General features: G+C 68.9%; 21 protein-coding genes and 1 pseudogene. 4 read left to right on the plus strand and 18 right to left on the minus strand.

The window, feature by feature from the left end; all coding sequences use genetic code 11:
• Positions 1–362: 362 nt before the first annotated feature.
• The 15 genes and pseudogenes from CNO20_RS08065 to CNO20_RS08135 form a co-directional block, all read right to left on the minus strand.
• A complete protein-coding gene (locus tag CNO20_RS08065) occupies positions 363–743 on the minus strand; it encodes a Rid family hydrolase (protein ID WP_101295608.1) in 381 nt (126 codons plus the stop codon).
• Positions 744–813: 70 nt separating this feature from the next.
• Positions 814–1,140, minus strand: a complete 327-nt coding sequence (locus tag CNO20_RS08070) for a DUF8026 family protein (RefSeq protein WP_101295609.1) — start codon at positions 1,138–1,140, stop codon at positions 814–816.
• A gap of 2 nt (positions 1,141–1,142) precedes the next feature.
• The gene (locus CNO20_RS08075) at positions 1,143–2,600 is read right to left on the minus strand and encodes a sodium-dependent transporter (protein ID WP_101295610.1); all 1,458 of its coding nucleotides are present in this window, start codon (positions 2,598–2,600) and stop codon (positions 1,143–1,145) included.
• A gap of 82 nt (positions 2,601–2,682) precedes the next feature.
• Entirely contained in the window at positions 2,683–3,216 is a 534-nt protein-coding gene (locus tag CNO20_RS08080) for a DUF7261 family protein (RefSeq protein WP_199174764.1), read from the minus strand.
• The gene (locus CNO20_RS08085; protein ID WP_101295612.1) at positions 3,204–3,614 is read right to left on the minus strand and encodes a DUF7262 family protein; all 411 of its coding nucleotides are present in this window, start codon (positions 3,612–3,614) and stop codon (positions 3,204–3,206) included. Before CNO20_RS08085 ends, CNO20_RS08080 begins: the two co-directional genes overlap by 13 nt.
• Complete coding sequence (locus tag CNO20_RS08090; RefSeq protein ID WP_101295613.1) at positions 3,607–4,326, minus strand: DUF7263 family protein; 720 nt, start codon at positions 4,324–4,326, stop codon at positions 3,607–3,609. Before CNO20_RS08090 ends, CNO20_RS08085 begins: the two co-directional genes overlap by 8 nt.
• Positions 4,323–4,814, minus strand: a complete 492-nt coding sequence (locus tag CNO20_RS08095) for a DUF7266 family protein (RefSeq protein ID WP_101295614.1) — start codon at positions 4,812–4,814, stop codon at positions 4,323–4,325. Before CNO20_RS08095 ends, CNO20_RS08090 begins: the two co-directional genes overlap by 4 nt.
• Positions 4,807–5,574, minus strand: a complete 768-nt coding sequence (locus CNO20_RS08100) for a DUF7289 family protein (protein WP_101295615.1) — start codon at positions 5,572–5,574, stop codon at positions 4,807–4,809. The genes CNO20_RS08095 and CNO20_RS08100 overlap by 8 nt, the downstream gene beginning before the upstream one ends.
• A complete protein-coding gene (locus tag CNO20_RS08105) occupies positions 5,571–7,487 on the minus strand; it encodes a type II secretion system F family protein (protein ID WP_101295616.1) in 1,917 nt (638 codons plus the stop codon). Before CNO20_RS08105 ends, CNO20_RS08100 begins: the two co-directional genes overlap by 4 nt.
• Positions 7,484–9,858, minus strand: a pseudogene (locus CNO20_RS08110) (type II/IV secretion system ATPase subunit). The gene CNO20_RS08105 and the pseudogene CNO20_RS08110 overlap by 4 nt, the downstream one beginning before the upstream one ends.
• 455 nt (positions 9,859–10,313) lie before the next feature.
• Positions 10,314–10,682 carry a Zn-ribbon domain-containing OB-fold protein gene (locus CNO20_RS08115; protein ID WP_101295617.1) on the minus strand — a complete coding sequence of 123 codons (369 nt, stop codon included), beginning with the start codon at positions 10,680–10,682 and terminating at the stop codon, positions 10,314–10,316.
• A complete protein-coding gene (locus tag CNO20_RS08120; RefSeq protein ID WP_101295618.1) occupies positions 10,679–11,839 on the minus strand; it encodes a thiolase C-terminal domain-containing protein in 1,161 nt (386 codons plus the stop codon). Before CNO20_RS08120 ends, CNO20_RS08115 begins: the two co-directional genes overlap by 4 nt.
• A gap of 10 nt (positions 11,840–11,849) precedes the next feature.
• Positions 11,850–13,070: a CaiB/BaiF CoA transferase family protein gene (locus tag CNO20_RS08125; RefSeq protein ID WP_101295619.1), complete on the minus strand. Its 1,221-nt coding sequence runs from the start codon at positions 13,068–13,070 to the stop codon at positions 11,850–11,852.
• A gap of 234 nt (positions 13,071–13,304) precedes the next feature.
• Entirely contained in the window at positions 13,305–14,294 is a 990-nt protein-coding gene (locus CNO20_RS08130) for a zinc-binding dehydrogenase (protein ID WP_233203986.1), read from the minus strand.
• The gene (locus CNO20_RS08135; RefSeq protein WP_101295620.1) at positions 14,291–14,731 is read right to left on the minus strand and encodes a cupin domain-containing protein; all 441 of its coding nucleotides are present in this window, start codon (positions 14,729–14,731) and stop codon (positions 14,291–14,293) included. Before CNO20_RS08135 ends, CNO20_RS08130 begins: the two co-directional genes overlap by 4 nt.
• Before the next feature lie 55 nt (positions 14,732–14,786).
• Between CNO20_RS08135 and CNO20_RS08140 the strand changes: the two genes are divergently transcribed.
• Positions 14,787–15,881, plus strand: a complete 1,095-nt coding sequence (locus CNO20_RS08140; protein ID WP_101295621.1) for a TAXI family TRAP transporter solute-binding subunit — start codon at positions 14,787–14,789, stop codon at positions 15,879–15,881.
• Positions 15,882–15,909: 28 nt separating this feature from the next.
• Entirely contained in the window at positions 15,910–17,916 is a 2,007-nt protein-coding gene (locus tag CNO20_RS08145; RefSeq protein WP_101295622.1) for a TRAP transporter permease, read from the plus strand.
• A gap of 390 nt (positions 17,917–18,306) precedes the next feature.
• Here the strand turns inward: CNO20_RS08145 and CNO20_RS08150 are convergent, their stop codons facing one another.
• Positions 18,307–19,044, minus strand: coding sequence for an IclR family transcriptional regulator (locus CNO20_RS08150; RefSeq protein WP_233203988.1), 738 nt, complete (start codon positions 19,042–19,044; stop codon positions 18,307–18,309).
• A 439-nt stretch (positions 19,045–19,483) separates the two neighbouring features.
• Here CNO20_RS08150 and CNO20_RS08155 point away from each other — a divergent pair, with 439 nt between their 5' ends.
• Positions 19,484–20,041, plus strand: coding sequence for an SHOCT domain-containing protein (locus CNO20_RS08155; protein ID WP_101295624.1), 558 nt, complete (start codon positions 19,484–19,486; stop codon positions 20,039–20,041).
• Between the two features lie 17 nt (positions 20,042–20,058).
• Here the strand turns inward: CNO20_RS08155 and CNO20_RS08160 are convergent, their stop codons facing one another.
• Positions 20,059–21,447 (minus strand): cytochrome P450, encoded by a 1,389-nt coding sequence (locus CNO20_RS08160; protein ID WP_101295625.1) that lies wholly within the window; start codon positions 21,445–21,447, stop codon positions 20,059–20,061.
• A 77-nt stretch (positions 21,448–21,524) separates the two neighbouring features.
• Positions 21,525–22,490 carry a right-handed parallel beta-helix repeat-containing protein gene (locus CNO20_RS08165; protein ID WP_233203990.1) on the minus strand — a complete coding sequence of 322 codons (966 nt, stop codon included), beginning with the start codon at positions 22,488–22,490 and terminating at the stop codon, positions 21,525–21,527.
• A 727-nt stretch (positions 22,491–23,217) separates the two neighbouring features.
• On the opposite strand from CNO20_RS08165, the gene CNO20_RS08170 reads away from it, so the two are divergent.
• Entirely contained in the window at positions 23,218–24,201 is a 984-nt protein-coding gene (locus tag CNO20_RS08170; protein ID WP_101295627.1) for a metallophosphoesterase family protein, read from the plus strand.
• The last annotated feature ends 69 nt before the right edge of the window (positions 24,202–24,270 follow it).

Here is a 24,270-nt window from a genome sequence, read left to right on the forward strand (position 1 = left end):
TCTACCGTCGGCAGCGGACGAGGCTCACGTTCCGCGGACTCGATCTCAGCGTCTGCGCCGGCGCGGGTTCCCCGGACTCGATATATCTACTTGTACTACCGGTGAGGATCCTTCGAGAGGCGTTCGTCCGATCCGACTGTGCTGACACTCGAAACTGACTCGATGTCGGTTATTTCCACATACTCGTTCGAATATTGGCCCGGTATTGTAACATACAGGCAAGCAATTTTCCGCACGTTCGTTCGGTCGGGTCCGGAGTACGGAGGAAACTCTTCGGATTGTACAACTAATTATACGGGAAGCCCACCGTACACTGTCGTCGCGCCGCAGCGGTGGCGAAGTCTGCGCCTTCGGACGTCGGTTCAGGGCGCGACTTCGGCGTCGAGTTCGAGCAGGAACTCCTCGCGGGCGAGTCCGGCGACCCCGACGATCGTGAGACACGGGTGCGGCTCCTCGGGGAACCGCTCCCGCCACGTTTCGAGGAACGGTTCCGTGTGCTCGGCGGGGTCGACGAGGTAGGCGGTCACCTTCGCCACGTCGGAGCGCTCGCGGCCGGCCTCCGACAGCACGGTTTCGAGGTTGTCGAACGCCCGTCGAGCCTGCGCGGCGAACCCGTCGGCGACGTCGAACTCGGCGTCCCAGCCGACCTGTCCCGAGAGGTAGAGCCGGTCGTCGACCTCGACCGCGTGGCTGTATCCGATACTCGTCGCGTCGATGACGCCCGGTGGAGCGAACGCGCGCATGCCGCGTGTTACCGTCCGCCGGAAGATAACTGTAGGCCGTCGATGCGCGGCCGGGGTTCCGGTCCGGCGACTACGCCTCCTCCACCTTTTCGAGCGCCTCGACGTCGCGCCTCTCCCAGCCGTAGAACGGCTCGTCGATCCGCTTCAGGATCTCGACGCACTCGTTGTGTCGTCGCCGAGTCTCCTCGGCGAGCGGGTCGTCCGGGTTCGCCCGGATCCACTCGCGGAGCTCGGCGAGCGCCTGCGGCGAGTAGGTGTCGATCTCCCCCTGCTTTTCGAGGAGTTCGAGCTTCCGGTCCTCGTCGCGCAGCGACCGGTACAGCGCCCACGTCGCCGTCCCCCAGAGGACGGCGACCGAACCGAGCAGCGAGATCCACCCGCCGACGGACAGCGCCACGATCAGTCACCCCCTCCGACGGCGTCGGTCGACTCGCCCCGGCCCCTGATCGCTCCCATGGCGGCGACGGCCGCCACGACGAGCCCCGCCATGAGCGCGACGCCGCCGGCGGTCTCCGCGAACGAGGAGCCGACGTTCGTCGCCACGTAGTACAGGACGATGAACGCCATGATCGCCGGGATGGCGTACGCGATCACCGGATCCCACCACGAGCCCACGTGGATGTCCGCGTTCTGATTCAGCGCGACGACGCGAATGCGCTCGGCGCCGATCTTCCACCCGACGGTGAGTACGATGAGCATCGTCGCCAGCGGGAGCCCGAAACTCCCGAACATGAAGTCCATCGTGCCGAGGAACGACGAGGAGTACGCGCTCGGAACGCCGAGCGACCAGATGATCCCCGAGACCGCCAGGACGGCTCCCGTCCGGCCCAGGCGGGTTTCTTCCTCCACGGTCGTGACGGCGACCTCGGTGATCGCCAGGCCCGAGGAGACGGTCGCGAAGAAGAAGCCCACGAAGAAGGCGATCGCCCAGAGCGGGCCGGCGGGCATCTGCGGGAAGACGTTCGGGAGCGTGACGAACGTGAGCTGCGAGCCTTCGGTCGGTTCGAGTCCGAAGGCGAACACCAGGGGGAACACCGCGAATATCGCCAGGAGGCCGACGCTCGTGTTTCCGACCGCGGTGAAGACGCCGCCGCCGAGCGGGACGTCGTCGTGCTTCGAGAGGTAGCTCCCGAAGGTGAGCGCGATCCCCCAGCCGAGACCGGTGGAAAAGAGCGCCTGCCCGAGCGCGGTGATCCACGTCTGTCCGCGCGTCAGGTACGTCCAGTCGGGGGTGAACGCGAAGGCCAACCCGGCCATCGCGCCGTCGAGAGTCAGCCCCGCGGCGGCGACGGCGACGAGCGCGAGGACCAAGAGCGGAACCATCCACTTGACGACGCGCTCGATGCCGTCTCGGACGCCGAAGACGAGGACGCCGGCGATCAGGGCCACCGCGAGCGTGTGGGTTCCGACGGTGAGCGTCGTCGACCCGGAGAAGGCCTCCCAGAACGCTTGCGGAGCGAATCCGGCCCCCGAGAAGGTGAACAGCAGCGAGTGAACCGCGTAGTAGAGCGTCCAGCCGATGACCGGCGCGTAGTACGACATGAGCGCCACGTTCACGAGCACGACGACGAGGCCCAGCCCCTCCGCCCGGCCTCGGCCGAACGCCGACCGAAACGAGCCGATGACCCCCCGGCCCGTGTAGCGACCGAACACCGTCTCGGCCATCAGTCCGGGAACGGCGATCAAAAACAGGAGGATAATGTACGCCAGGAGGAACGCCCCGCCGCCGTTCTCTCCGGTGATGTACGGGAGTCGCCAGATGTTCCCGGCGCCGACCATCGCGCCGAGCATGGCCATCAGGAAGCCGAACCGGCTCCCCCACTGTTCGCGTACCGTGCGCGCGTCTGGTTCTGACATGGGAATACGTGGCAACTTTCGCCGACTTCACTTATATCGGTTGCCCCGCGTGAACGTACGTTCGTCACGACCGCACTCGCCGTCAGTCCCCGACCGCCCGGAACACGAACGTCAGCACCGACCGCCGTCGCTCGGTCGTCACGCGCACGTCGAACCCGACCGCGAGCACGTGCGTCTCGCCGGCTCGTTCCTGGACGACGACGCCGCCCGAAGACCGACACTGGCCGAACTGTCGGTTCGGCCCGCGGGGGCAGTCGGCGGCCGCCCACCGATCCGCCGCCGTCGCGTTCCGCTCGATCTCGTAGATCACGTTCCGCTCGACCCGCGCGCCCTCGATCTCCCGAACGGAGGCGTCGAGGGTGCGGTTCAGCGCGTACACGGCGCGGTTTCGCTCGTCCCAGTCGTACTCCCCGACGACGGCGGCCGACGCGTTGTGGACCGCCCGCGAGAGCGCGCGTTCTGCGTTCGCCTCCGGCGTCCGGCGTTCGGCGCCCGCCTCGACGTCGGCGTGGTACCCGAGCTGGACGTACGCGACGACCATCGGCACGAGAGCGACGGCGACGACCGCCGCCGCCGCGAGCACGAGCTGCCCCCGCCTCCGGCTCACGCGTACCACACCCAGATCGTCACGTCGCCGTGGAGCGTCGTCACCGTCGCGTGGCCGACCGGAACGCCGGTCGGCCGCCGGTACCCGACCGCCCCGTGCGGCGTCCGAACCCGGAACATCAGGTTGTCCGGGAGGATCCTGTCGACGCGCCGGTCGAGCGCGTCGCGCTCCCGTTCGAAGCTCGCCTCGGAGCGGCTGACCTCGGCGAGTCGGGTCGCGCCGCCGTGTCTTGGCGGCTCCTGGGCGAGCACGGTCGCCGCGTCGGCCGCGTAGGAGTCGAGTTGGGCCTCCCGCGCGCCGGCGTCCGGGAGCCCGAGAGCGAAGCCCGCGGCGACCGCCAGCACGAACACGACGCCGACGCCGGCTTCGACGGCCGAGAGGGAGAGCTGCCCCCGTCGGCTACGCATCGACAGTCACCTCCAGCACCGCCTTCGTCGTCTCTTCCGGGAAGTACGTCACCTCGACGACGCCGGTCGCGGTTCGGTTCGTTTCGAACGCGAGCGTCGTCGTCTCGTACCGGGACGTGCGGACCGTCGCACTCCCGCGGAGCCCGCTCGCGTCCGGGCGGTGGAGGACGACGCGGTCGTTCGCACGAACCGTCCGGACGGTCGTGTCCGGCCCCGGTCGGAGGTCGAGCTCGACCGCCTCCGTCCGCCGGGGGAGCGTCACCGAATCGGACTCCGCCAGATCGACCGTTCGCTCAGCCGCCGATCGATCCGCCACGAGGACGGCGCGTCGGACGGTAATCCCGCCGACCGGGTCGCCGCGTTCGACGAGCGTGACGCCGCCGAGCCGAATCCTGACGGCGGCGTTCCGGACCGCCGGCGCGAGGCGGTCGACGCGGTCCGCGGTCAGCGCGTCGGCGTCCGTCCGGTTCAGCACGTTCGGCCGCTCCGTGATCGGCGCATCGGCGGCGACGAGGCGGTCCGCGACCGCGTTCGCCGCCCGCCGCTCCTGCGGGTTCCGGTCGGCGCTCAGGAGCGCCCCTTCGGCGAGCGTGACGCTCACGCCGGTCACGGTCGTCACGAGCACCAGCGCGACCGCGAGCGCCGGCAGATTGGCCTGGGCTCGCGACCGGCGGGACGCGCGGATCGCGCGCCACCCGCGCCCGCGAGTCATCCGTCCGCCTCCAGTTCGACGGTCAGCCCGTTCGGAACGCTCCGGACCGCGACCGTCGCGTTCTCGCGGCTCGACCACTCGCCCGAGACGGATACCACGGACGAGGGGAGGACCAGGCGCGTTCGCCCGCCGACCGCGGTGCTCGGGTGGTCGAGCGCGACCGCCGTGTCGTTCGCGCGGATCCGGTACGCCTCGCCCCGGATCGTCCGCGGCAGGTCGACTTCGACCTCGCTTTCGACGCGCGTCGCGTTCGGCGGAACCGCTCCCTCGATCCGCTCGGCCGCCGCGACGAGCGTCCTGTCGCCGATCTCGGCCCCGGCCGCGTCGCGGTACTCGGGGACGAGACCCCCGTACAGCGTCGCCGTCATCAGTCCGATGAACAGGACCACGAGGCTCGCTTCGAGAGCCTTGCCGACGACCGGCGTCACCGCGCGCTCGTCGGCCGTCGCTCGCCCGGGCCCGGACGGCGGTTCGTCCGCGTCAGCCACGGCGCACCTCCACGCGCATGTCGTGTTCGACGACGTACGCGGTCCGGTTCCCGGGGTACGCGGCGACGACGCTGGCGACGCCGTCGCCGTCGAAGTCGCGCCGGTCGACCGTCGCGTTGTGTCGGGCGAAGTACGCCTCCCACGGTTCCGGCGTCTCCGTCTCCACGGCGACGCGGTACGCGCCGTCGCCGACCGCCCGGCGGTCGTGCGTGACGTTCGTCCTGAGAACGACGCTCGTCGGGGCGCTGCCGCCGACCGCGTCGGATCCGGAGGCGTTGAGCCGCGCGACGCCGACGAGCAGCGTCCCCCGCGAGGCGGCGATCGGCGGATCGGCGTACATTCGCGCGGCCGACCCCGTCCCGCGAACGATCGCGCCCCCGACGAACGCGACGCGGTTGCGGTCGGAGGTGAAGACCAGGCCGCCGACCCGTTCCGTCGCGACCACCTCCGACCCGTCGAGGACGCGGACCGTCCGCTCGACGGTTCTGAGGCGACCGCCGGTGAACGAAATCCGTCCCCGTCCGGGGCCCGTCGCCGCGACCGGTTCCAGCGCGGCGTCCATGTCCGCCGCGACTCGGTCCGCGTTCGCCGCCGCGGCGTTGCTTTCGAGGACGGTTCCGATGCTGGCGGTCAGCGCGCCGAGGCTGAGCACCGTCACTCCGAGGAGGATCGCGACGCCCACGACGTTCGCCTGCGCCCGGCCGCGGTCGGCGGTTCGGCCCCGTCGTCCTTCGCCGGAGTGACGATTCCTCCGGGTCATATCATCCTCGCCCCCGCGAAGACGACGTAGCAGATTCCGACCAGCGCGCCCGAGTGCAGCAGCGCCTCGTACCGCCCCCTGCTCGCCGACCCGGCGAACCAGCCCGACGCGAGCATCGTCGACTGCGTGACGACGTAGAACCGGAACCGGTCGCGCGCGGGGCGAACCGCGTCGGGATCGAGCGCGAACCCGGACGTCCCGGAGAGCGCCGACAGCTGCGCGAACCCGTCGAGCACGTAGCTGTTGATCGCGACGGCGATGCCGATGACCAACAGCGCGGTCGTCCAGCCGACGGCGACGTAGACGAGCATGCCCGACCGAAGCGCCCGCTTCTCGTGGTAGAGCCGGCCGATCTCGGTCTGGAGCGTCTCGAACACCGCCTCCGCGTCGCTCCCCGCGTCGAGCGCGCCGGTGACGAGTCCGATGGTCTGTTCGGCCAGCGGCGTCCCGACCCGCTCGACGAAGCGGTCGAGCGCGGCGGATCGGAGGTCCGTCCCGTCGCGCCCCGGCTCTCTCGTGGTCAGGTTCAGGTTGAACGCGAGGTCCGCCACGTCGGGATCGAGCGCGCCGAGGTCGACGTCGCGGGCGACGAGTTCGACGGCCTCGGGGAACGGTCTCCCGAGTGACACGTGCCCCGACACCGCGTGGACGAAGTCCTTTATCTCCCGGTCCTTGGCGTCGTCCAGCCGCGCCCTGCGCACCGCGACGACGCCGACGGGGAGCGCGTAGGCTGCGTACGCGAGCAGCGCGACGTTCACGGGCTCGTAGCCGGCCGCGAACAGTCCGCCGGCCGCGAGGAGCGCGGGCCCGACCAGCGCGACCGCGGCGCTGGCCGGATTCCGCGTCGCAGTCGCCAGCATGCGGAGCGGTTCGGACGGGCGGCGGTAGACGACCGTCTGATCGGCCGGCCTGAGATCGCCGATGAGGACGCTCGCGCACGCGCCGACGAGGAGGATGAACGCCGCGCTGCCGTAGACGATAGCCGTCCGGACGGTCACCGTCCCGAGGGGCGTCCTCACCGGCTCGGAGAGCCCCGGCGCGAGGACGCTCATCACGGTCAGGACGATGACGAAGAGCGACGGCATCACGAGCAGGACGATGAACAGCTCCGCGAGGAGTTCGAGGAAGCCCTCCGCGCGCTGGCGGGCGCGAGCCTGGCGGTGACCGAGCATCCGGCTCTCCAGTCGGAGGTAGTTTCGGAGCGCGTCGGAACCCTGGTTCGCGTGTTCTCTGAACTTCAGGAGAAACGGGGCGAGCAGGTCCCGAGAGGGGGTGTCGCGGGCGACGCGCCGGAGCCCCTCCCCGACGCTCCCCGTGAGCGCGGCGGTGTTCAGCGCCTTCCGAACCGACACGGCCGTCTCGCCGTACGCGCCGCTGTCCGCGACCTTGCGGAGCATCGACCGCTGACCGTCGCTCCCGGACGACAGCGCGTGAAGGTACCTGACCGCGCCGGGGAGCGTCCGCTCGATGTCGGCCTTCCTGGCGGCGGTAACCCACCGCAGGTAGAGCCCGCCGAGCCGAACGACGCAGTACTTTCCCGCGCACGCGACTGTCACCGCCACCAGGAGGGCGGCGTACGCCCGCGGCATCGCCGGCACGCCGACCCGGTCGATCACCGGGACGCCGGCTTCGAGGAACGCCGCGATCGCGGCGAGCGTCTCCGCGGGCACCGCGACCGCGAGGCCGAAGGTCGGACCGAGAAGCGCGAGGAACGCGACCCACGAGAGGCCGTACACGCGGGCGAGATACACGTCGAAGCTCGTCCGGAGGTCGGTCCCGCGGTACTGACGGCGGTCGATCGCGTGCCGCTCCGCGTCGGCGTGGCGCGCGAAAAGCGCGTACAGCGCTCGGTCCGGCACGGAGAGCGAGCGCTCGCCGAACGTTCGCGTCCGTTCGACCCCGCCGGCGCTCATTCCGGTCCGCCCCCGTCGAACGCGACGTCGCCTCTCCCGTCTCCGCCGGCCGTCGCGGGTGGCCGCTCGTCGGTGTTGGCGTCGGCATCGGCGTCGGCGCCGCCGTCGGATCCGACCGTCGCCCCGTCGTCCGCCTCCGCCAGCTTGCGCGCGACGCGCTCGACCGTCGCGGCCTTGTCGGTCCTGAGATCGGCGAGGAACTCGAACAGCTCCTCGAAGTCGTCGACGCCGTCGCGGACGAGATACCGGACGTAGCGGTGCTTTCGGTGGAACTCGGCCTCGACCTCCTCGACCGTCCGGTCGGTCATCGCGGCGAGCCGGTGGAACGTCCGAAATCCGAGCCGCCTCCTGTCGTCGCCCAACTGCGGGTGGTCGTACGCGACGCGGTACTCGCCGTCGGTGTCGCGCCACGCGACCGCGTTCCAGTGGATCTTCGCCCCGCCCTTCTCGATGACGCCGCGGCGATCGCCGGGGGCGGCCGACGAAGGCGAGGAGCCGTCCGTGAGATCGGCGTACTCGCCCGCCGGAACGAGCTCGACGACCTCGCTCACGTACCGCTCGCCGTCGACGAAGCGGGGGAACACCACGAGGTCGAGCTCCCGGAGCAGGTACGGGGGGATCCCCCGTTCGATCACGCGGTTCACGAGCGTCTCGACGTCCTCGGCGTGGGTCGTCCCGATGACGCCGTGACCGGTGTTGAGCGTCTCCGCGAACGTCTGGAAGCTCGCGGGCGTGTTGATCTCCGCGATGACCTCCACGTCCGGGTTCAGGTAGTTCGTCTCGGTCATGAGGTCGGCCATCGTGACGCGCTTGAACTCGCTCTCGTGGTCGCGCGTCGTCAGCGAGACGCCCGTCTCGTGCGGGAGGCGCACCTCGCGCGAGCCCTCGTCGATGCTGATGGGCCGATCGTCGAACGGGACGAAGGGCATGTGGGCGTTCATGAGCGTCGTCTTCCCGACGCCCGTCGGGCCGGAAAAGAGGACCACCCCGTGGTGCTCGTACAGGAGCCACAGCAGCGCGACGAGCTCCGTGGAGAGCGCGCCCCGCGCGAGGAGGTCGACGGGCGTCATCGCGTCCGGCGACTGCTTCCGGATGGAGACGTGCGGGCCGTCCTCGGAGATGACCGGCAGCGCGACGGCGCAGCGGATCGTCTGCTCGACGCCGACCGGATCGAGGTTCACCTTCGCGCTCGGCGTGCTGGCGTTGAGTTCGGTCCCGTCGCTCGCCGCGAGCTGGATCGCGACGTTGACGAACTCGGTCTCCTCCTCGAAGACGAGGTTCGTCGGAACGCGGCCGCCGCCGGCCACGTCCGTCCGGGGGACGACCTTCACCCGTTCCCCGACGCGGTTCGCCTCGACGTCCTCCAGGTTCGGGTCCCGGATCGGGACCGTCAGGATGCCCTCCCCGACGTAGTCCCGGAGGACGTAGTACACGAGATCGTCGAGGCGGTCGGCGGCGTAGCGCCCCCCCCCCCGACGGGCGGCACCGCCAGCCCGTACTCGGCGAGCGCGCTCTTCAGCCGGTAGGCGGTCGCGTCCAGCCAGGCGCGGGTGTTTCGGGCCGTGAGTCGCCGCGAGAGGAACTGCCGTGCGCGCTCGTCGACGAACGCGCGCCGGTCGTCGACGACGCCGTCGACGTTGGTCTCCCAGATGCGCTCCTTGCACTCGGCGATGAGTTCCCCGTCGCCGGGGAGCAGATCGGGTTCGAGCACCGCGTACTTCGTGGCGAACTGGTCGCTCCCCAGGAGGCGCTCGCGGTAGACGATCACCTCGATCTCGAACCCGCAGAAGTCGACCGAGTACCGCTTCAGGCGCTCGCCGGCGACCCGCTCGACGAGATCGGCGTCGGCGTCGAACTCGGTCGCGGCGGGCGCGAAGTCGCGGGTGTGGACGACGAGCTCGCCCTCCTCGACGACGATCACGTCGATCCGGTCGTCGAGGGCGAGCGGCGTCAGCCCGCCGAGGAGGCGGAGCTCACAGAGCGCGTGGTAGTCGATCCGTCGGCGGGCGGCCGGTGATGCGTCGAGCAGCCGGTCGAGGACGCGGCGGTACTTCGGCTGGAACCCCGCCTCGGCGCGCTCGACGGTCCCCTCGCGCGTGAGCGGGCGACGGCGCTGCACCGCCGCGAAGTGCTCGCGGACGCGCTCCATCGCCCGTTCGCCCGTCGGTCCCAGCTCCGGCGTTCGGACCTCGTACCGGAACCCCCGTTCCGTCTCGCGCACCGTCGCGACGACGCCCGAGTGGACCTCGTACTGGGCGCGGACGTCGGGAGCGTACCACGCGTCCGGATCGTCCGGCGGGAGCGGCGGCGGGACGGGTAGCTCGTCACTCCCGTGGGCGGAGTCAGCCGGTCCGGGATAGGACCCGCTCATCCGGGCCCCGATCCTCCCGTGTCCCTTGACATGTGGTGAGATACCTGCACTCTGATATTTAAAATATGCGGACAGGCTCGGGTGGACTACCGGTCTCAAACCACCGATCGAACGAGCGAGATCGATCGTAAATAATTGTACCAACTTCGGCTGAGTCGGTCGCACCGAGCGTCTCATCCCGAAAACGAGCGTCGACCCAAAATCGGATGAAAGGGGGTGATTGAACCGGAATACGACTAGTAAGGGTTCAGACCGGTACGTTTACGACGTTATTCTCGATACCGGGAGTAAAATTGATGATATAGTGGTACTTCAGGTAGTTCATCCAAAATTTTATCGATGTAACGGGAGATAAACCCGTATCTCTGTTAAATAAGACTCACGTCACACGACGTCTCGAGAGAGTGTGTTAGTACGACCATTTTTGTCAAAATGGGGTGGGTCCGGCGGATGGGTCACTCGTACTCCGTCGCCGGACGGAGGCGAGGCCCCCTGATCGCCGACGCGTCGTTTCCGCGGAGGGGGTACTTCCCGTCGAGACGAACGGCGTCGCCCGGTTCGAGCGACGGATCCGCGAGCTGGGCGACCAGTTGGACGCCGAGATCGAAGCGTGCGAGGCCGAGCGCGTTGGGCGAGCGGACGTCCGGGGGCGTCACGCGGACGACTGTCCGGGTCACCAGTTCGCCGACGCCGAGGTCGATCGGTTCCGCGTCCCCTCCGCCGCAATCGGGGCAGGCGGGACGGGTGTAGTACCACCGTCGGTCGCAGTGTGAACAGCGGAATCCCCGATCGAGGGTCGCCGCCGTCGCGCGCTGACGTGTCATGCTTCGGAACTCCTTTCGAGGAGCGTACAGACGCTGTTGTTGCCGAATCCCGCGACGTTCACGGCGAGGCCGCGCCTGGGCGCTCCGGCTCGGCGCTCCGCCGGGAGATCGCCGCGGAGTTGCCAGACCAGCTCGACGAGCTGTGCTACGCCGGTCGCTCCGAGGGGGTGTCCGCGCGCCTTCAGTCCGCCGCCGGGATTCACCGGAAGCGCCCCGTCGCGAGCCGTCTCGCCGGCGACCGTCGCTCGCCAGGCGGTACCGGCATCGTAGAAGCCCAGCTCCTCCAGTTCGAGCCACTCGAGGATGGTGAACGCGTCGTGGACGCAGGCGACGTCGATCGCCTCCGGACCGAAGCCGGCGTCGTCGAACGCGCGCCGCCCGGCGACCCGAACGCTCTCGACGGCCAGCGGATCCGAGCGTTCGGCCACCGCGTGGGTGCCCGTGGCGCTCGTCGCCGCGGCCACGCGCACCCCGCCCTCGTCCGGCGCGAGCACCAGCGCGGCCGCCCCGTCGGTCATCGGGCAACAGTCGTAGAGCCGGAGCGGGTCCGCGACGACCGGCGAGTCGAGCACCCGGTCGACGTCGACGGCAGCGCGGAACTGGGCGATGGAGTTGTCCGCTGCGTTGCGGTGGTTCTTGACGGCGACGCGGGCCAGCGCCTCGCGCGGCACGTCGTATCGGTCGAGGTAGGCGGCCGCGGCCAGCCCCGCAAACGACGGGAGCGTCACTCCCTGGGCGTACTCTCGTTCGTGCACGAGGCGGCTGATGACCTCGGTCTGGGCGGCCGTGTCGCCGGCCGACATCTTCTCGACGCCGACGACTAACGCGGCCGTCGATCCGCCGCGGACCGCCTCGATCCCGCGGTGGACCGCGCTGGCACCGCTGGCGCTCGTGTTCTCGATCCGGTCGGCGCTGGCACCGCTCGTTCCCAGGGCGGCCGCGAGGGCGTTCGCCACGCCGGCCCGGCGGTTGCTCGCCTCCGCGAGCATCGTTCCGACGTGGACCGACGTGACGTCGGCGATCGACAGTCCTGCGTCCGCGAGCGCGTCGGTGGCGGCCGCGGCGGCGAGGTCGAGGAACGAATCGGGTGCCTCGTCGCGGAACGGCGTCGTGCCGACCCCCGCGATGCTCACGTTCGGTGCGGTCCCTCCGTGCATATCGGCGCACCTACTCCGCCGCGCGCTCGGGCGCCCCGAGAGCCCCCTCGCGCAGCAGCCGGTCGATGGTCGGTTCGTCGTATCCGAGCTCCCAGAACACTTCGCGGGTGTGTTCTCCGACCTTCGGCGGCGGCGCGTCGAAGCCGCTCTCCGCCCGCTCGAAGTTGAGCGGGTGTTCCAGGACCGGTACGGACTCCCCCTCCGGGCGCTCCAGTTCGGTGACGACGCCGCGGGCCTCGGTCTGTTCGTTCCGGAGCGCCTCTTCGACGCCGTAGACGGGACCCGCGGGGACGCCCGCCTCGTCGACGAGTACGGTCATCCACTCGTCGGTCGGACGCTCCCGGAGGGTGCGCTCCAGTTCGGCTTCGAGCTCGGCCATGTGCTCGACGCGGTCGGCGTTCGAGGCGAAGCGGGGATCGTCGACGAGGTCGTCGCGGCCGACGGCGCCGCAGAGCCGCTCCCAGAGCCGATCGTTGAGGCAGGCGACGTTGAGATAGCCGTCGGCGGTCTCGAACGTCTGGTAGGGGGCGAGCACGGGATCTTTGGTTCCCATGCGCGTCGGCTCCTCCCCGGCGAACACCTTGCCGGCCTGCTTCGTGAGCCAGGGGAGGGTCGCATCGAGCATGCCGAGGTCGATGTACTCGCCCTCGCCGGTCCGCTCGCGGCGGTACAGCGCGGCGAGGACGCCGAACGCGCCCCACATGGCCGTGATGAGGTCGGTGATCGGAAGGCCGGTCTTGACCGGCCGACCGCCGGGCTCCCCCGTGACGCTCATCAGCCCGCTCATCCCCTGGATGAGCAGATCGTACCCGGGGCGGTGACGCCACGGCCCGGTCTGCCCGAACGCCGAGATGGCGAGGTAGACGAGGTCGGGGTTGTGTTCGCGGAGGTCGTCCGGGGCGACGCCGAGCCGCTCTGCGGTCCCCGGTCGGTAGTTCTGGACGAACACGTCGGCGTCGGCGACGAGGTCGTAGAGGGCCTTGCGCCCGGCCTCGGTTTTCAAGTTCAGCTCGACGCTCCGCTTGTCGTAGTTCACGGTCCAGAAGTACGGCGACTCGCCGTCGATGAACGGCGGTCCGGAGTGACGAATGTCGTCGCCGGTCCCCGGCCGCTCGACCTTCACCACGTCCGCCCCCACGTTGGCGAGCATGGCGGAGCAGAAGCCGCCGGTGACGAACGTCGAGAGGTCGACGACGGTGACGCCGTCGAGGATACTGCTATCTACTGACACGGTGACCGATCGTTACCGCCGAAGATATATAATCATTCTCCCGGCGGAAAAACCGACGAGGACGCGAGCCGGTCGAGCGTTCGTTGCAAAGGCGGCGCGGCGGCGACCGTTCGATCCGAACCGACGCGACCCTCGCCCCGCTTCGGTCGATCTGCTTCGATCGATTTACTTCGGGCGACCTACCTCGGTCGAGGCGCTTCGGTCGACGTTACCCCCGTTCGACGTCGATCCGCCTCACCCGATATCGACGACGACGCGTCCGCGGAGGCCGGACTCGCCCAACCGGCGGTAGGCCGCCGCCGCCTCGTCGAGGTCGAACCGGCTGTCCACGCGGGGCCGGAACCGACCGTCGGCGAGGAACGGGGCGACCGCGCCGAGGACCGGCGCCTGCTCGTCCACCGCGGCGGCGAGCGACATGAACCGAACGTCGAGGTCCGCCTGCTTGGCGGTCATGGCGGTTCCCGGGTCGACGCTTACGGTCCCCTCCTCTCCGAGTACGACGATCCGCGCCCCGCTGGCGGCGGCCGCGATCTCCGGGACGAGGTTCGCGTCGGCGTGGGTTTCGAGCGCCACGTCGAGGCCGCCGCCCGTCGCCCCTTCGAGCGCCGCGGCGAGGTCGTCCCGCCGGTAGTCGACGACTTCGTCGGCCCCGAGGTCCCGGACGAAGTCGGCGGTCTCGGGGCGGGCGAGGCCGACGACGGTCGCCCCAGCCGCGGCCGCGACCTGGACGGCCGCGTGCCCGACGCCCCCCGCGGCGCCGGCGACGAGACACCGGTCGCCGATCTGTAGCCCGCCCCGGTCGCGAAGTCCGCGCCAGGCGGTTGCGAAGGCCATCGCCGCTGCGGCCCCATCGACGAACGGGACGGCCGAGGGGAGGTGTGCGAGCGCCGACGCCGGCACGACCGCGTACTCGGCGAGGCTTCCCGGACTGCGGAGGCCGAGCGCCGTCGCGTAGACGCGATCGCCCGACGCGAACCGCTCGACGCCCGGTCCGACGTCGTCGACGACGCCCGCGAGGTCCGATCCGGTGGTCGCCGGTAACCCGCCGGCCGGCGGCACGTTCCCCGCCATCACGTACGTGTCGATCGGGTTGACCCCGGCGGAGCGGACGTCGACCAGCACCTCGCCCCGACCGGGCGTCGGTCGCCGGACGGATTCGATCGTGAGCACGTCGGGGGTCCCGTGTTCGCGGTATCGAGCCGCGCGCATCCGCGCCACGGTCACACCTCCTCGCTCGGCGACGAGCGATCGCCGTCGGGGTACCGTTCGGCGAGTAGCTCCTCGTAGGACTGCACCTGGTGGACCGGGTACCGCCCGTCCGGCGGACTTCCGACGGCGACGAGCCGGCACGGCCGGTCGAACGGATTGTGGAGCAGGTGGACGGTATTCGGTTCGAAGAGCACCACCTCGTCGCGACCGAGATCGAACGAGTCGTCCGGCACCTCGACCCGACAGCGCCCCTCGAGGACGTGGAAGAACTCCGCCTGTCGTTCGTGGTAGTGGTAGGCGTTCTGCGAGAGCCGCTCGCCGGGCGCGAGAACCGCGACGTTGTAGTTGTACGCGTCGATGCCGAGCTGCGGGGAGACCTCCCAGCGCGTCCCCGGCTTCGCCTCTTCGGTGGGTGCGCGTGACAGTTCGAGGCACTTGTACTCGTGTTCCATACCATCACTTAGCACAACATTTATAATCAATGTTTTCATACAACGAATCGTTCGTATGCAGAGAGACACTCACGCGCTCGGCAGGCGAGCGTTCCTGCGCGCGGCGGGCGTGGCGGGAGCGATCGGTCTGGCGGGATGTGCGGCGGACGAATCACTCGGCGAGAGCCAGGGGAACGGCGGCAGCGGCGACGGGAGCGGCGGCGGCGCGGCCGAATGGACGCTCGGTACGTCCTCGGAAGGCTCGTCGTCGTTCCGCATCGGCTCGAACTTCGCGGAGTTCCTCAAGCGCGAGGGGTACACGGACACCGTGACGCTGGACGCGGTCGTCACCCCGGGGACGTCCGCGACGTACCGGATGGTGGACAACAAGGAAGTCGAGATCGGCGGGACGACCACCCAGTTGCTCGAAAACTCGCCGGACAAGGGGTCGTTCGAGGACGAACCGCTCAAGAACTTCGACTCGATCCGGCAGGTCCGCGGGTACATGAGCTTCTACAACTTCGCTCTCGCCAACACCGAAGCCGGCGTCGAGAGCTGGTCGGATCTGGAGGGGTCGGCCATCGCCATCTCCTCGCCGGGATCCGCGACCCGCCCGGCGGCCGAGTGGGTCGTCGATCAGGAGATCGGGCTCGACAGCGTCGACCCGCGATACATGGCGTTCGCCGACATCCCGTCCGCGCTCCGCGGCGGCCGCGTCGACGCCGCCTTCACCTGGGCGACGAACGGGACGCTCCCGCAGGGCTGGTTCCAGGAGATCGACTCGACGGTGAACTGGGCGCCGCTGCCGCTGTCGAAGGGGACGAAGTCGAAGCTCTCCTCCGACGTCGCGTACAGTTCGGTCGTCGAGATCGACGGGGCGAAGATATCCGAGAACCACGACGGTGCCATCGACGGGTTCACCCTCACGTATCTCTGGAACGTGCTGGCCGAGCGCGACCCGAAGGTCGTCTACGAGATCGCCCGCCTCTCCCACGAGCACGGCGAGGCGCTCGTCGAGCAGGACGACGTCATGGGCTTCTTCCCGGATCCCGACAAGTTCCTCGGGACCATTCACCCCGACGTGCCGGTGCACCTGGGCGCGTACCAGTACTACAAAGAAGCCGGCATCTGGGGCGACTACGACCTGACGAAGCCTCCCGAGGCCGAGTAGCGGCCCCGACAAGTCTTATCGAATCAAGATGGCAACCGACAGTTCACACGCAGACGACCGAAACACGACTATCGAGGAGATCGAACGTCGCATCGACGAGCAGTTCCAGTCCTCGTTCGACGAGCCCCTCCGGTCGAAGGGGTGGGTTCAACTCGCAATCTACGCGCTTGCGGTCGCGTTCTTCGCCTACCACATGTGGTACGGCTACACGTCCGAGCTACCCCGAAGCCGCCACGGTATCATTCACCTCGCGCTGGTTCTGGCGCTGTGGGGGCTTCTCAAGCTGGCGGCCGTCGATACGAGCGACTGGCGCGGCAAGGCGCTCGCCGTCGCCTACGGGGCGTACTCGGTGGCGGCGGTCGTTCCGCTCTACTACATGAACAGCAACTATCGGAGCCTCGTCATGCGGGCGGGGTCGTACAGCGGGACCGACATCGCCATGGGCGCGCTCCTCATCGTGCTCGTACTCGTCGCGCTCGCGTCCGTCTCCCGACTCATTACCGGGATCGCCGCCTTCGGGCTGATCTACTCGTACTTCGGCCCGCTGATGCCCGGAATCTTCCGCCACCGGGGGCTCAGCCCCAACCGCATCGTGACGATGAACACGGTCGAACTGCAGGGGCTGCTCGGTACGCTGTTACAGATTTCGGCCACCTGGGTCGTCATTTTCCTCATCCTCGCGGGGCTGATGGAGAAGTACGGCGGGATGGCGGCTTTCATCAAGGGAGTCACCCGCGTCGCCGCGCGGAGTCGCTACGTCGAGATCGGACAGGTCGCAGTCGCGGCCAGCGCGTTCATGGGTTCGATAAACGGCTCGACGGCCGCGAACACCGCGACGACGGGGGCGTTCACCATCCCGCTGATGAAGGAGAACGGCTACTCGCCGAGGCTCGCGGCCGCCATCGAGTCGGTCGCCTCCTGCGGCGGGCAGATTCTCCCGCCCGTCATGGGGGCGGGCGCTTTCCTGATGGCCGAACTTATCGACCCCACCTACTCCGAGATCATCATCGGCGCGGCGGTGCCGGCGGTTCTCTTTTTCCTCACCGTCGCCGTCTCCATCTCGCTGAACTCCCGGCGGACGGTCACGCAGGAGCACATCGAAATCAGCGACGAACGATCAGTCGGCGAGCGGCTATCGGCGCTGGTCAGCCACTACGAGTACATCGGAATGTTCGCCGTGCTGCTCTACTGGCTCATCTACGTGCAGGCCGACCCGATGGTCGCCGGCTTCTACAGCATCGTGACCCTCGTCGGCCTGCGGTTCGTCCGGCGGATGACGGGCGACGAGCCCCTCCGCGAGCGCCTCCGCCTGTTCGGCCGCGAAACGCTCTCAGGCCTCCATCGGGGAGCCGAGGCCACCGTGGACATCACTATCCTCCTCGCGAGCCTCGGCATCGTCATCCGGGCGCTCATCGTCACCGGCTTCGCTCAGCAGCTCTCGACGCAGATCATCCTCGTCGCCGGCGGGAGTCTCGCGGTCCTGCTCGTACTCGTGATGTTCTCGTCCATCGCTTTCGGCATGGGAATGTCCACGACCGCGGCGTACATGCTCGTAGCCATCCTCGTGGCGCCGTCGCTGCTCGACACCGGCCTCGAACCGCTGGTCGGTCACCTCTACGTGTTCTACTTCGCCATCGTGTCGAACATCACGCCGCCGATCGCGCTCTCGGTGGTCATCGCGCAGGGGATCGCGGGTTCGGACTACCTCGAAACCGCGGTCGAGGCGCTGAAAATCGGCTTCCCCATGTTCCTCCTCCCCTACGCGTTCGTCTTCAATCAGGCGCTCGTCTTCCCGGGACCGTTGACCCTCATCGCGTTCACGGTGGTTCTCGTGGGATTCGTCGCTATCAGCGCCAGCCTCGCCGGTCGGCTGACGCGACCGCTCTCGCTCCCCGTTCGACTGGGGCTCTTCGCTGCGGGCCTCTCTCTGCTCTTCGCTCCGCTGGGCGTTCAGGGCGTCCTCGCCGCTCTCGTCTTCGGCGCGCTGGTGTACGTCTCGCGCGGCGAATTCGGCCTCCGAACCGTGGTCGACTGACGTCGCCGTCCCGCGCTCTTCGCCTTCGGCCGCTTCCTCCGACCGGTCGTTCCTCTCCGGCCGGTTGTTCCCCTCCGGCCGGTCGTTTCCTCCGTCCTTCGAGGGACGCTGTCGCGCGCCTTCCTCTTTCCCTTCCCCCAGCCCGGTTCGTGTTCGGGAAGCGAACGCGTCGTCGCCGGCGTTCGCGGCGGCGAGGGGATCGCTCGTTCCGGGAATTCGAATCGAGAATCTCCGCGCGAACCCCCGCGTTTGGCCGCTTCCGGTCGGCTGAATCCCGTCCCGTCGAGGATGGCGCGAAATCCGCCTTCGGTCGGGTTTCCCGGAGGGCCGAGTTATTCCGTATGCTAGAACGTCCGCCCGCTGCCCGTTACAGGGATACGGATGTAATACTCAGAAGGCGATGTTGAGTTCAAGTTCGTTCGCCGACCCGCAGAGGAGCGCGGGAAGTTTGTCGTCGAACCACTCTCCCTGCATTCGGTTCGTCGGGCCGGAGATGCTGAGAGCGCCGATCACCTCGTCGTTTCGGTCACACACCGGCGCGCCCACCGCCCGCAGTCCTCGAATGTGACCCTGGTCGTTCACGCTGTAGCCGCGCTCGCGCACCGCCTCGAGTTCGTCGTAGAGGGCATCTCGCGTCGTGATCGTGTACTCGGTGTAGCTCGGGAGTCCGTGCCGTTCGATGACGTTCTCCACCGTCGCCTCGTCCATTTTCGCGAGGATCGCGAGCCCGGCCGCGCTCGCGTGGATCGGAGCGTGCTTGCCGACGTAGGTGTTCGTCGTCACGGCGTGGTCGCCGGCGGCCATGTGGACGTACACCGCGCGCCCGTTCTCCTCGACGATGAACTGCGCGCGCTCGTCGGTCTTCTCCGCCAGTTCCCGGACCTTGGGCTTCGCGAGGACGTATGCCTCCTCGCGCGTCCGCGTGAACTGCCCGATATCGAGAAATTTGAGGCTGAGCCGGTACTCGTCCCCCTCTCTGACCACGTACCCGCGGTTGATAAGCGTGGCAAGGTGGCGATGGACGGTGCTCTTCGCCACGCCGTGTCGCTCGGCGAGCGTCCCGAGCGACGCCGTCTCGAGTTCCCAGAGCGATTCGACGATGTCGAACGCCGTGTCTGTCGTTTTCACGGCGTGTCGTCCCGGTTGTGCCGAATTCATGTCATGCGTGACCACGGAGCTAGCCGTGCTAAGCTTTTCGATATGCGGAACGGGTTGCCGCGCTTCTCGATCCCGGCCACTCTATTAACGGAAGTATTCGTACCCAACTCGGCCGCCCTAACTGCCGGATGGTCGACCGGGACCAAGAGAGCTAAATACGATCGAAAGAAACTCGTTATTTGGACAAACGTGAACGTTAAACCGACATATAACTACTATTAGTCGGTGGAATGACCAGGTAGTACTCTGGTGGAGCCAACACCGATTTGGTGGTCTAATTACTATTGAGAAGGGAGGATCGTATTCCGCGTCCCACCCCGCCGTGAGAACGTTCGGCGACCCCGGGCCGGGAGTGCACCACGAGCGGCGCGACCAAGCGTTATGTGTCCAGGCCGCGGTGGTCACACCCATGAAAACGCGGCGACGCGGGAGGGCGTCCCCAGCGGCGACCGACGGGGGAAGGGAGAACGAGGAAGCGGACTCGCCGCTCGAACAGGTCGTCGGCGGCGTCGTCATCGGACTGATCCTCCTTACCGCCTTCGGCCTGTTGGCGGCGGGGTACGACTGGTTCTGGGTCGTCTTCCCCGTCGGATTCGCGGGGCTGCTGCCGGCGGCCGTCGGACTGGTTCGGTGGTACGAGCGCAGGAACCGCCGCGAACGGCCGCGCGAGGGCCGGCGCGCGGCCGAACGCGATCGGGCGCTCGCGACGCTCCGCGACCGGTACGCCCGCGGCGAGATCGACGACGAGGAGTTCGAGCGGCGGCTCGACCGGGTGCTCAGTACTGAGACGCTCGCGGACGCGGCAACTGAGCGCGACCGGCGCGGCAGAGGCGCGCCCGGCCGGGTCGGACCGGATACGGGTGACTCGGATCGGGTCGAGTCGGAAACAGGTGCGTCAGACGGGGTTGAATCGGAGAGGGACGCGTCCGGCGAGGGCGAGTCGGAGAGCGACGTCGAGCGAGGGTGACGGACCGAACCCGGCGCTCACCGCCGGTACGGCACCATCTCCACCGGCCCGTCGGGCCGAAGCGTGATGGACGGTGAAAACGACAGCCCCGGATCGACGGGATCGAGCGTCCACTCCCGCAGGATCGTCGCGAGGACGAGCCGCGCCTCCATCGAGGCGAACCGGTCGCCGATGCACCGGCGGGGACCGCCGCCGAAGGGGAAGTACGCGAAGCGCGGCAGCGACCGCTCGAACTCGTCCGTCCACCGCTCCGGACGGAACGTCTCCGGATCGTCGTAGGTGTCGGGGTCGCGGTGGACGACCCACTGCTGGAAGGCGACTGTGCTGCCGGCCGGGATGCGGTAGCCGCCGATTTCGTCGTCCTCGGCGGCTTCGCGGAGCAGTTCGTACACCGGCGGGTGAGCCCGCATCGTCTCCTTCACCGTCTTCTCGACGTACGGCAGGGCGCTGAGGTCGTCGGCCGTCGGCGGCCGGCCGCCCGGTCCGGAGGCGCTTCCCGCTCCGCCGCCTCCGAGAACGTCGTCGAGTTCGGCGCGGAGCGCCGCCGCGGCCTCGGGGTTTCGCGAGAGCAGGTGCAGCGCGTACGTCAGCGTCAGGGCGGTCGTCTCGTGGCCGGCGAGGAGCAGGGTGACGACTTCGTCGCGGATCTGCTCGCGCGAGCTTTCGACCCCCGCGTCCGCGTCGCGGAGGAGGGAGACGACGTCCGATCGGTCGCCGGCGTCGCGGTCGCGGCGTTCGTCGATGATCCGGTCGGCGACGGCGTCGAGGTCGGACAGCGCGCGGCGGTACCGGCGGTGCCCCGGCGTCGGAATCCAGGTCGGCACGTCTATCGGGCGGCGAACCGTGCGCTCGACGTGATCCATGACGGCCTCCAGCGCGTCGCCGATCTCCGCTTCGACGTCGCGGACGTCGACGTCGAAGAGCGCCTTCGCGGCGATTTCGACCGTGAGCTGCATCATGTCCGCGTGGACGTCGCGCGCCTCGCCGTCCTCCCACGACCGGAGCGTCCGCTCGGCGTAGTCGGTCATTACTTCGGCGTACCGGGTGAGCTGTTCGGGGTGGAACGCGGGCTGGATCGCGCGGCGCTGCGCGCGCCAGAACGCGCCCTCGCTCGTGAGCAGGCCGTTGCCGACCACCGGACCGAGCGCCTCCTGGAAGCGCTCACCTTTGACGTACCCGCCGTTGTTGTGAACGAGGACGCGCTCTACGTGTTTCGGATCGCTGAGCTGGTAAAACCCCTCTCCGCCCAGTTCGTAGTAGGCGACCGGACCGTGCTCCCTGGCCGTCTCGACGAAAAAGTCCAGCGGATCTCTCGCGTACTGGTGGGTGTTTCCGATCACCGGGAGGCCGGTCGGCCCCGGCGGGCGACGGGTCGCCGTCGTTCGATCGCCGTCTACCTTCGCCATCGTCGGTCGTGAGTCGGGTCGCCGCGGGGAAACCGTTTCTGCCGTCCGTCGGCGACCCGACCGCCGCCGAATTTCGGCTATCCGATCACCCTCGAATCCATGACGCTGATCCACTCGCGGCCGTTCCAGATGGCGAGCCCCCACAGGGCGTCGCCCGACCCGTCGTGCACGCCGAGGTCGCCGCGGTACGCGCCCGGCACGCCGCGGAGGTCGGTCTCCTGGACGACGCCGCTGCTCCGGACGCGCTCGGCTCCGTCCATCCGGAGGAACGTGGTGTCGTCGAGCGGCACGTGCGTCGCCCGGTGGACGTCGACGTCGCGGGCGTCCCGGACGAGGACGAACGCGTCCTCGTAGTTCCGGTACGTCGAGTTCTTGATCGACACGTTCGGCGCGCCGGAGACGGCGATGCACCCGTACGACTGCGCCCGGCCGTTCGGCGGATTCCTGAAGAACGCCCCCTGGAAGTAGCACGCCTCGACCGTGAATCCGGACGCCGTGCTGCTCATGAAGATCGCGTAGGGGTAGTCGAGTTTCGCCCCGTTCCCCTCGAAGTACGCGCCGTAGATGCTCTGTGTCGCGCCCGAACGGGCGTCGACGCCGAAGCCGCCGTTGCCCTGGATGGTGCCGCCGTGCCACCGCGTCGCGAACCCGCGCATGTGAACGCCCGGAAGCGTCGCGTTCCCGTACCGCCCGTTGAACATGGCGTGACAGCCGTAGAACGACGTGCTGTTCGGGACAGCATCGGTTTCAAGGCGGAACCCGTTGCCGCCGCAGCCCCACGCGACGCAGTACCGAAAGTTGACCCCGAAGGTCCGCTTTTCCAGGCCGTCGTCTGTGGTGTACTCGTCGATCTGCACCCCGTGGGACCCCGTCTGGTACAGGATGAGGTTCTGGTACATCGAGTAGGGGGCCGCGCGGATCCGCAGGCCGACGTTCCCGCCGGTGATCTTGAGATTTCTGACGATGGGATTGTTGCGGTAGTCGCTCTGGCCCCGGCCGATGACCTCGATCACGTTCGCGTCGACGTCGCCCGCGTCGATCACCGTCCCCGACGGGTGACCGCCCGAGAGCGTGACTTCCTTGACCCGGTTGTCGAGGACGATCGGGAACTGCTCGCCCGCCTCCTGGGCGTCGTACGACGAGTGGACGTAGACCTTGTCGCCGTCCTGCGCGTCGTTCCAGGCGGCCTCGATCGTCTCGTAGGCGAGTCCCTTCCCGACGATGAGTCGACCGCCGAGGTTCAGATCGGGGCCGATCTGAATAGCCGGGTTCTGCGCGTCCGCGCTCGTCGCCGCGTACGGTCCGGCGCTCCCGCGGTCGAGGGCCGCCCGCGCCCGGCCGCTTCCGAGCGCGAGCGATCCGACGCCGGCCGCCTGAAGGAACCCGCGCCGCGATAGATCCCGCCTCTCCGTCTCCCGTCGTTGTCCGTTATTATTTATTTTACGATATGAAAATACAATACTTCTAGTTTAAATTCTTTGATTTTGTGTTCATTATAGAATTGACGCTCCCGGATAAATCATCGATCGGATTCAACCGACGGAGAACCGGTGCTCGACGGCCCGTCCCGCCGTCGTCCGCAGACCGGGGACGGACTCGACGGCGGGATCGGGCGACAGTGATCGCCGATTCGGAGGCGGCTGTTGGCGGTTTGGAGGCAATAGTTGCCGTTTGCGCCTCAGTGTACAACCCGTGACTATGTAGCTCAAAGTGAAAGACGTACGACGTTTTTATCCCGGTCCGGCCCCCACCGACGGACGAACCGAACGCATGGATCGACAAGACAACGAACTAGTGCTCGCACGACTCGCCCGCCCGACCGCCGACGAGACGACGTTCGCCGTCGTCTCCGACGCGCACGTCGCGCCCGGCGCGGAGGGGACGTGGAAGGTGTTTCACCGGACGGAGCGGCGGCTCCGAACCGTCGTCGAGGACGCGAACCGCTCCGGCGTCGACGGCCTCGTCTTCGCCGGCGACCTGACGAAGGACGGCGCGCCCGAGGAGTTCGACCGCGTCGACGAGGTGCTCGCCGATCTCGACGCGTCCCTCTTCGCGGTCCCCGGCAACCACGACGTACCCAAGTCGTTCGACCCCCACGAGACCCCGCCGCTCGACGCGTTCGTCCGGAAGTACACCCCCGGATCGCTGCCGTACCGGACGCGCCTCGGCGGGCTCGACCTCGTCGGGCTGAACAGCGCCGCGGCCGAGGACGGATCGCTGGCGGGGACGCACGCCGGCCGCCTGGACGACGCGCAGCTCGACTGGCTCGACCGGACGCTCGATCCGGACGCGCCGACGATCGTCGTGCTGCACCACCCCCTCAGCGACGTGGCCGACCTCGTCGCCGAGTTCCCGCCGGCGGATCACTTCCAGCTGCGGAACGCGGCCGCGGTCGGCGAGCGACTCGCCGACAACGAGGTCGACCTCGTGGTCTCCGGACACGTCCACTGGCCGACCGCGGCTCGCGTCAACGGGGTGACGCAGGTGACGACTCCGGCCGCGTGTTCGTTCCCGCAGGCGTACCTGCTCGTCCGCGTCTCCCCGGAGGGGACGACGGTGTCGATGGTCCCGCTCTCCGACGCCGCTGGATTCGAAGAGGCGTGCTCGTACGCCCGGGAGGACGGCGGGCGCGACGGTGCGCTCGTCGAGTGCGTCGACCGGGGGTACTTCGGCGACTGCCCGCTGGTCGACGAGCGCGAGGCGTCGCTGACCGCCGCACAGGCGGACGGCGGTCCGGCCGTCCTGTATCGCTGACCGTCCCCGCGCCCGGGCGGGGGACGCTTCGCTCGCCTTCGTCGCCGCTTCCTTCGCTCCTCGCCGCGC

Source organism: Halegenticoccus soli (assembly GCF_002844195.1).
In the GTDB taxonomy this organism is placed as follows: Archaea; Halobacteriota; Halobacteria; order Halobacteriales; family Haloferacaceae; genus Halegenticoccus; species Halegenticoccus soli.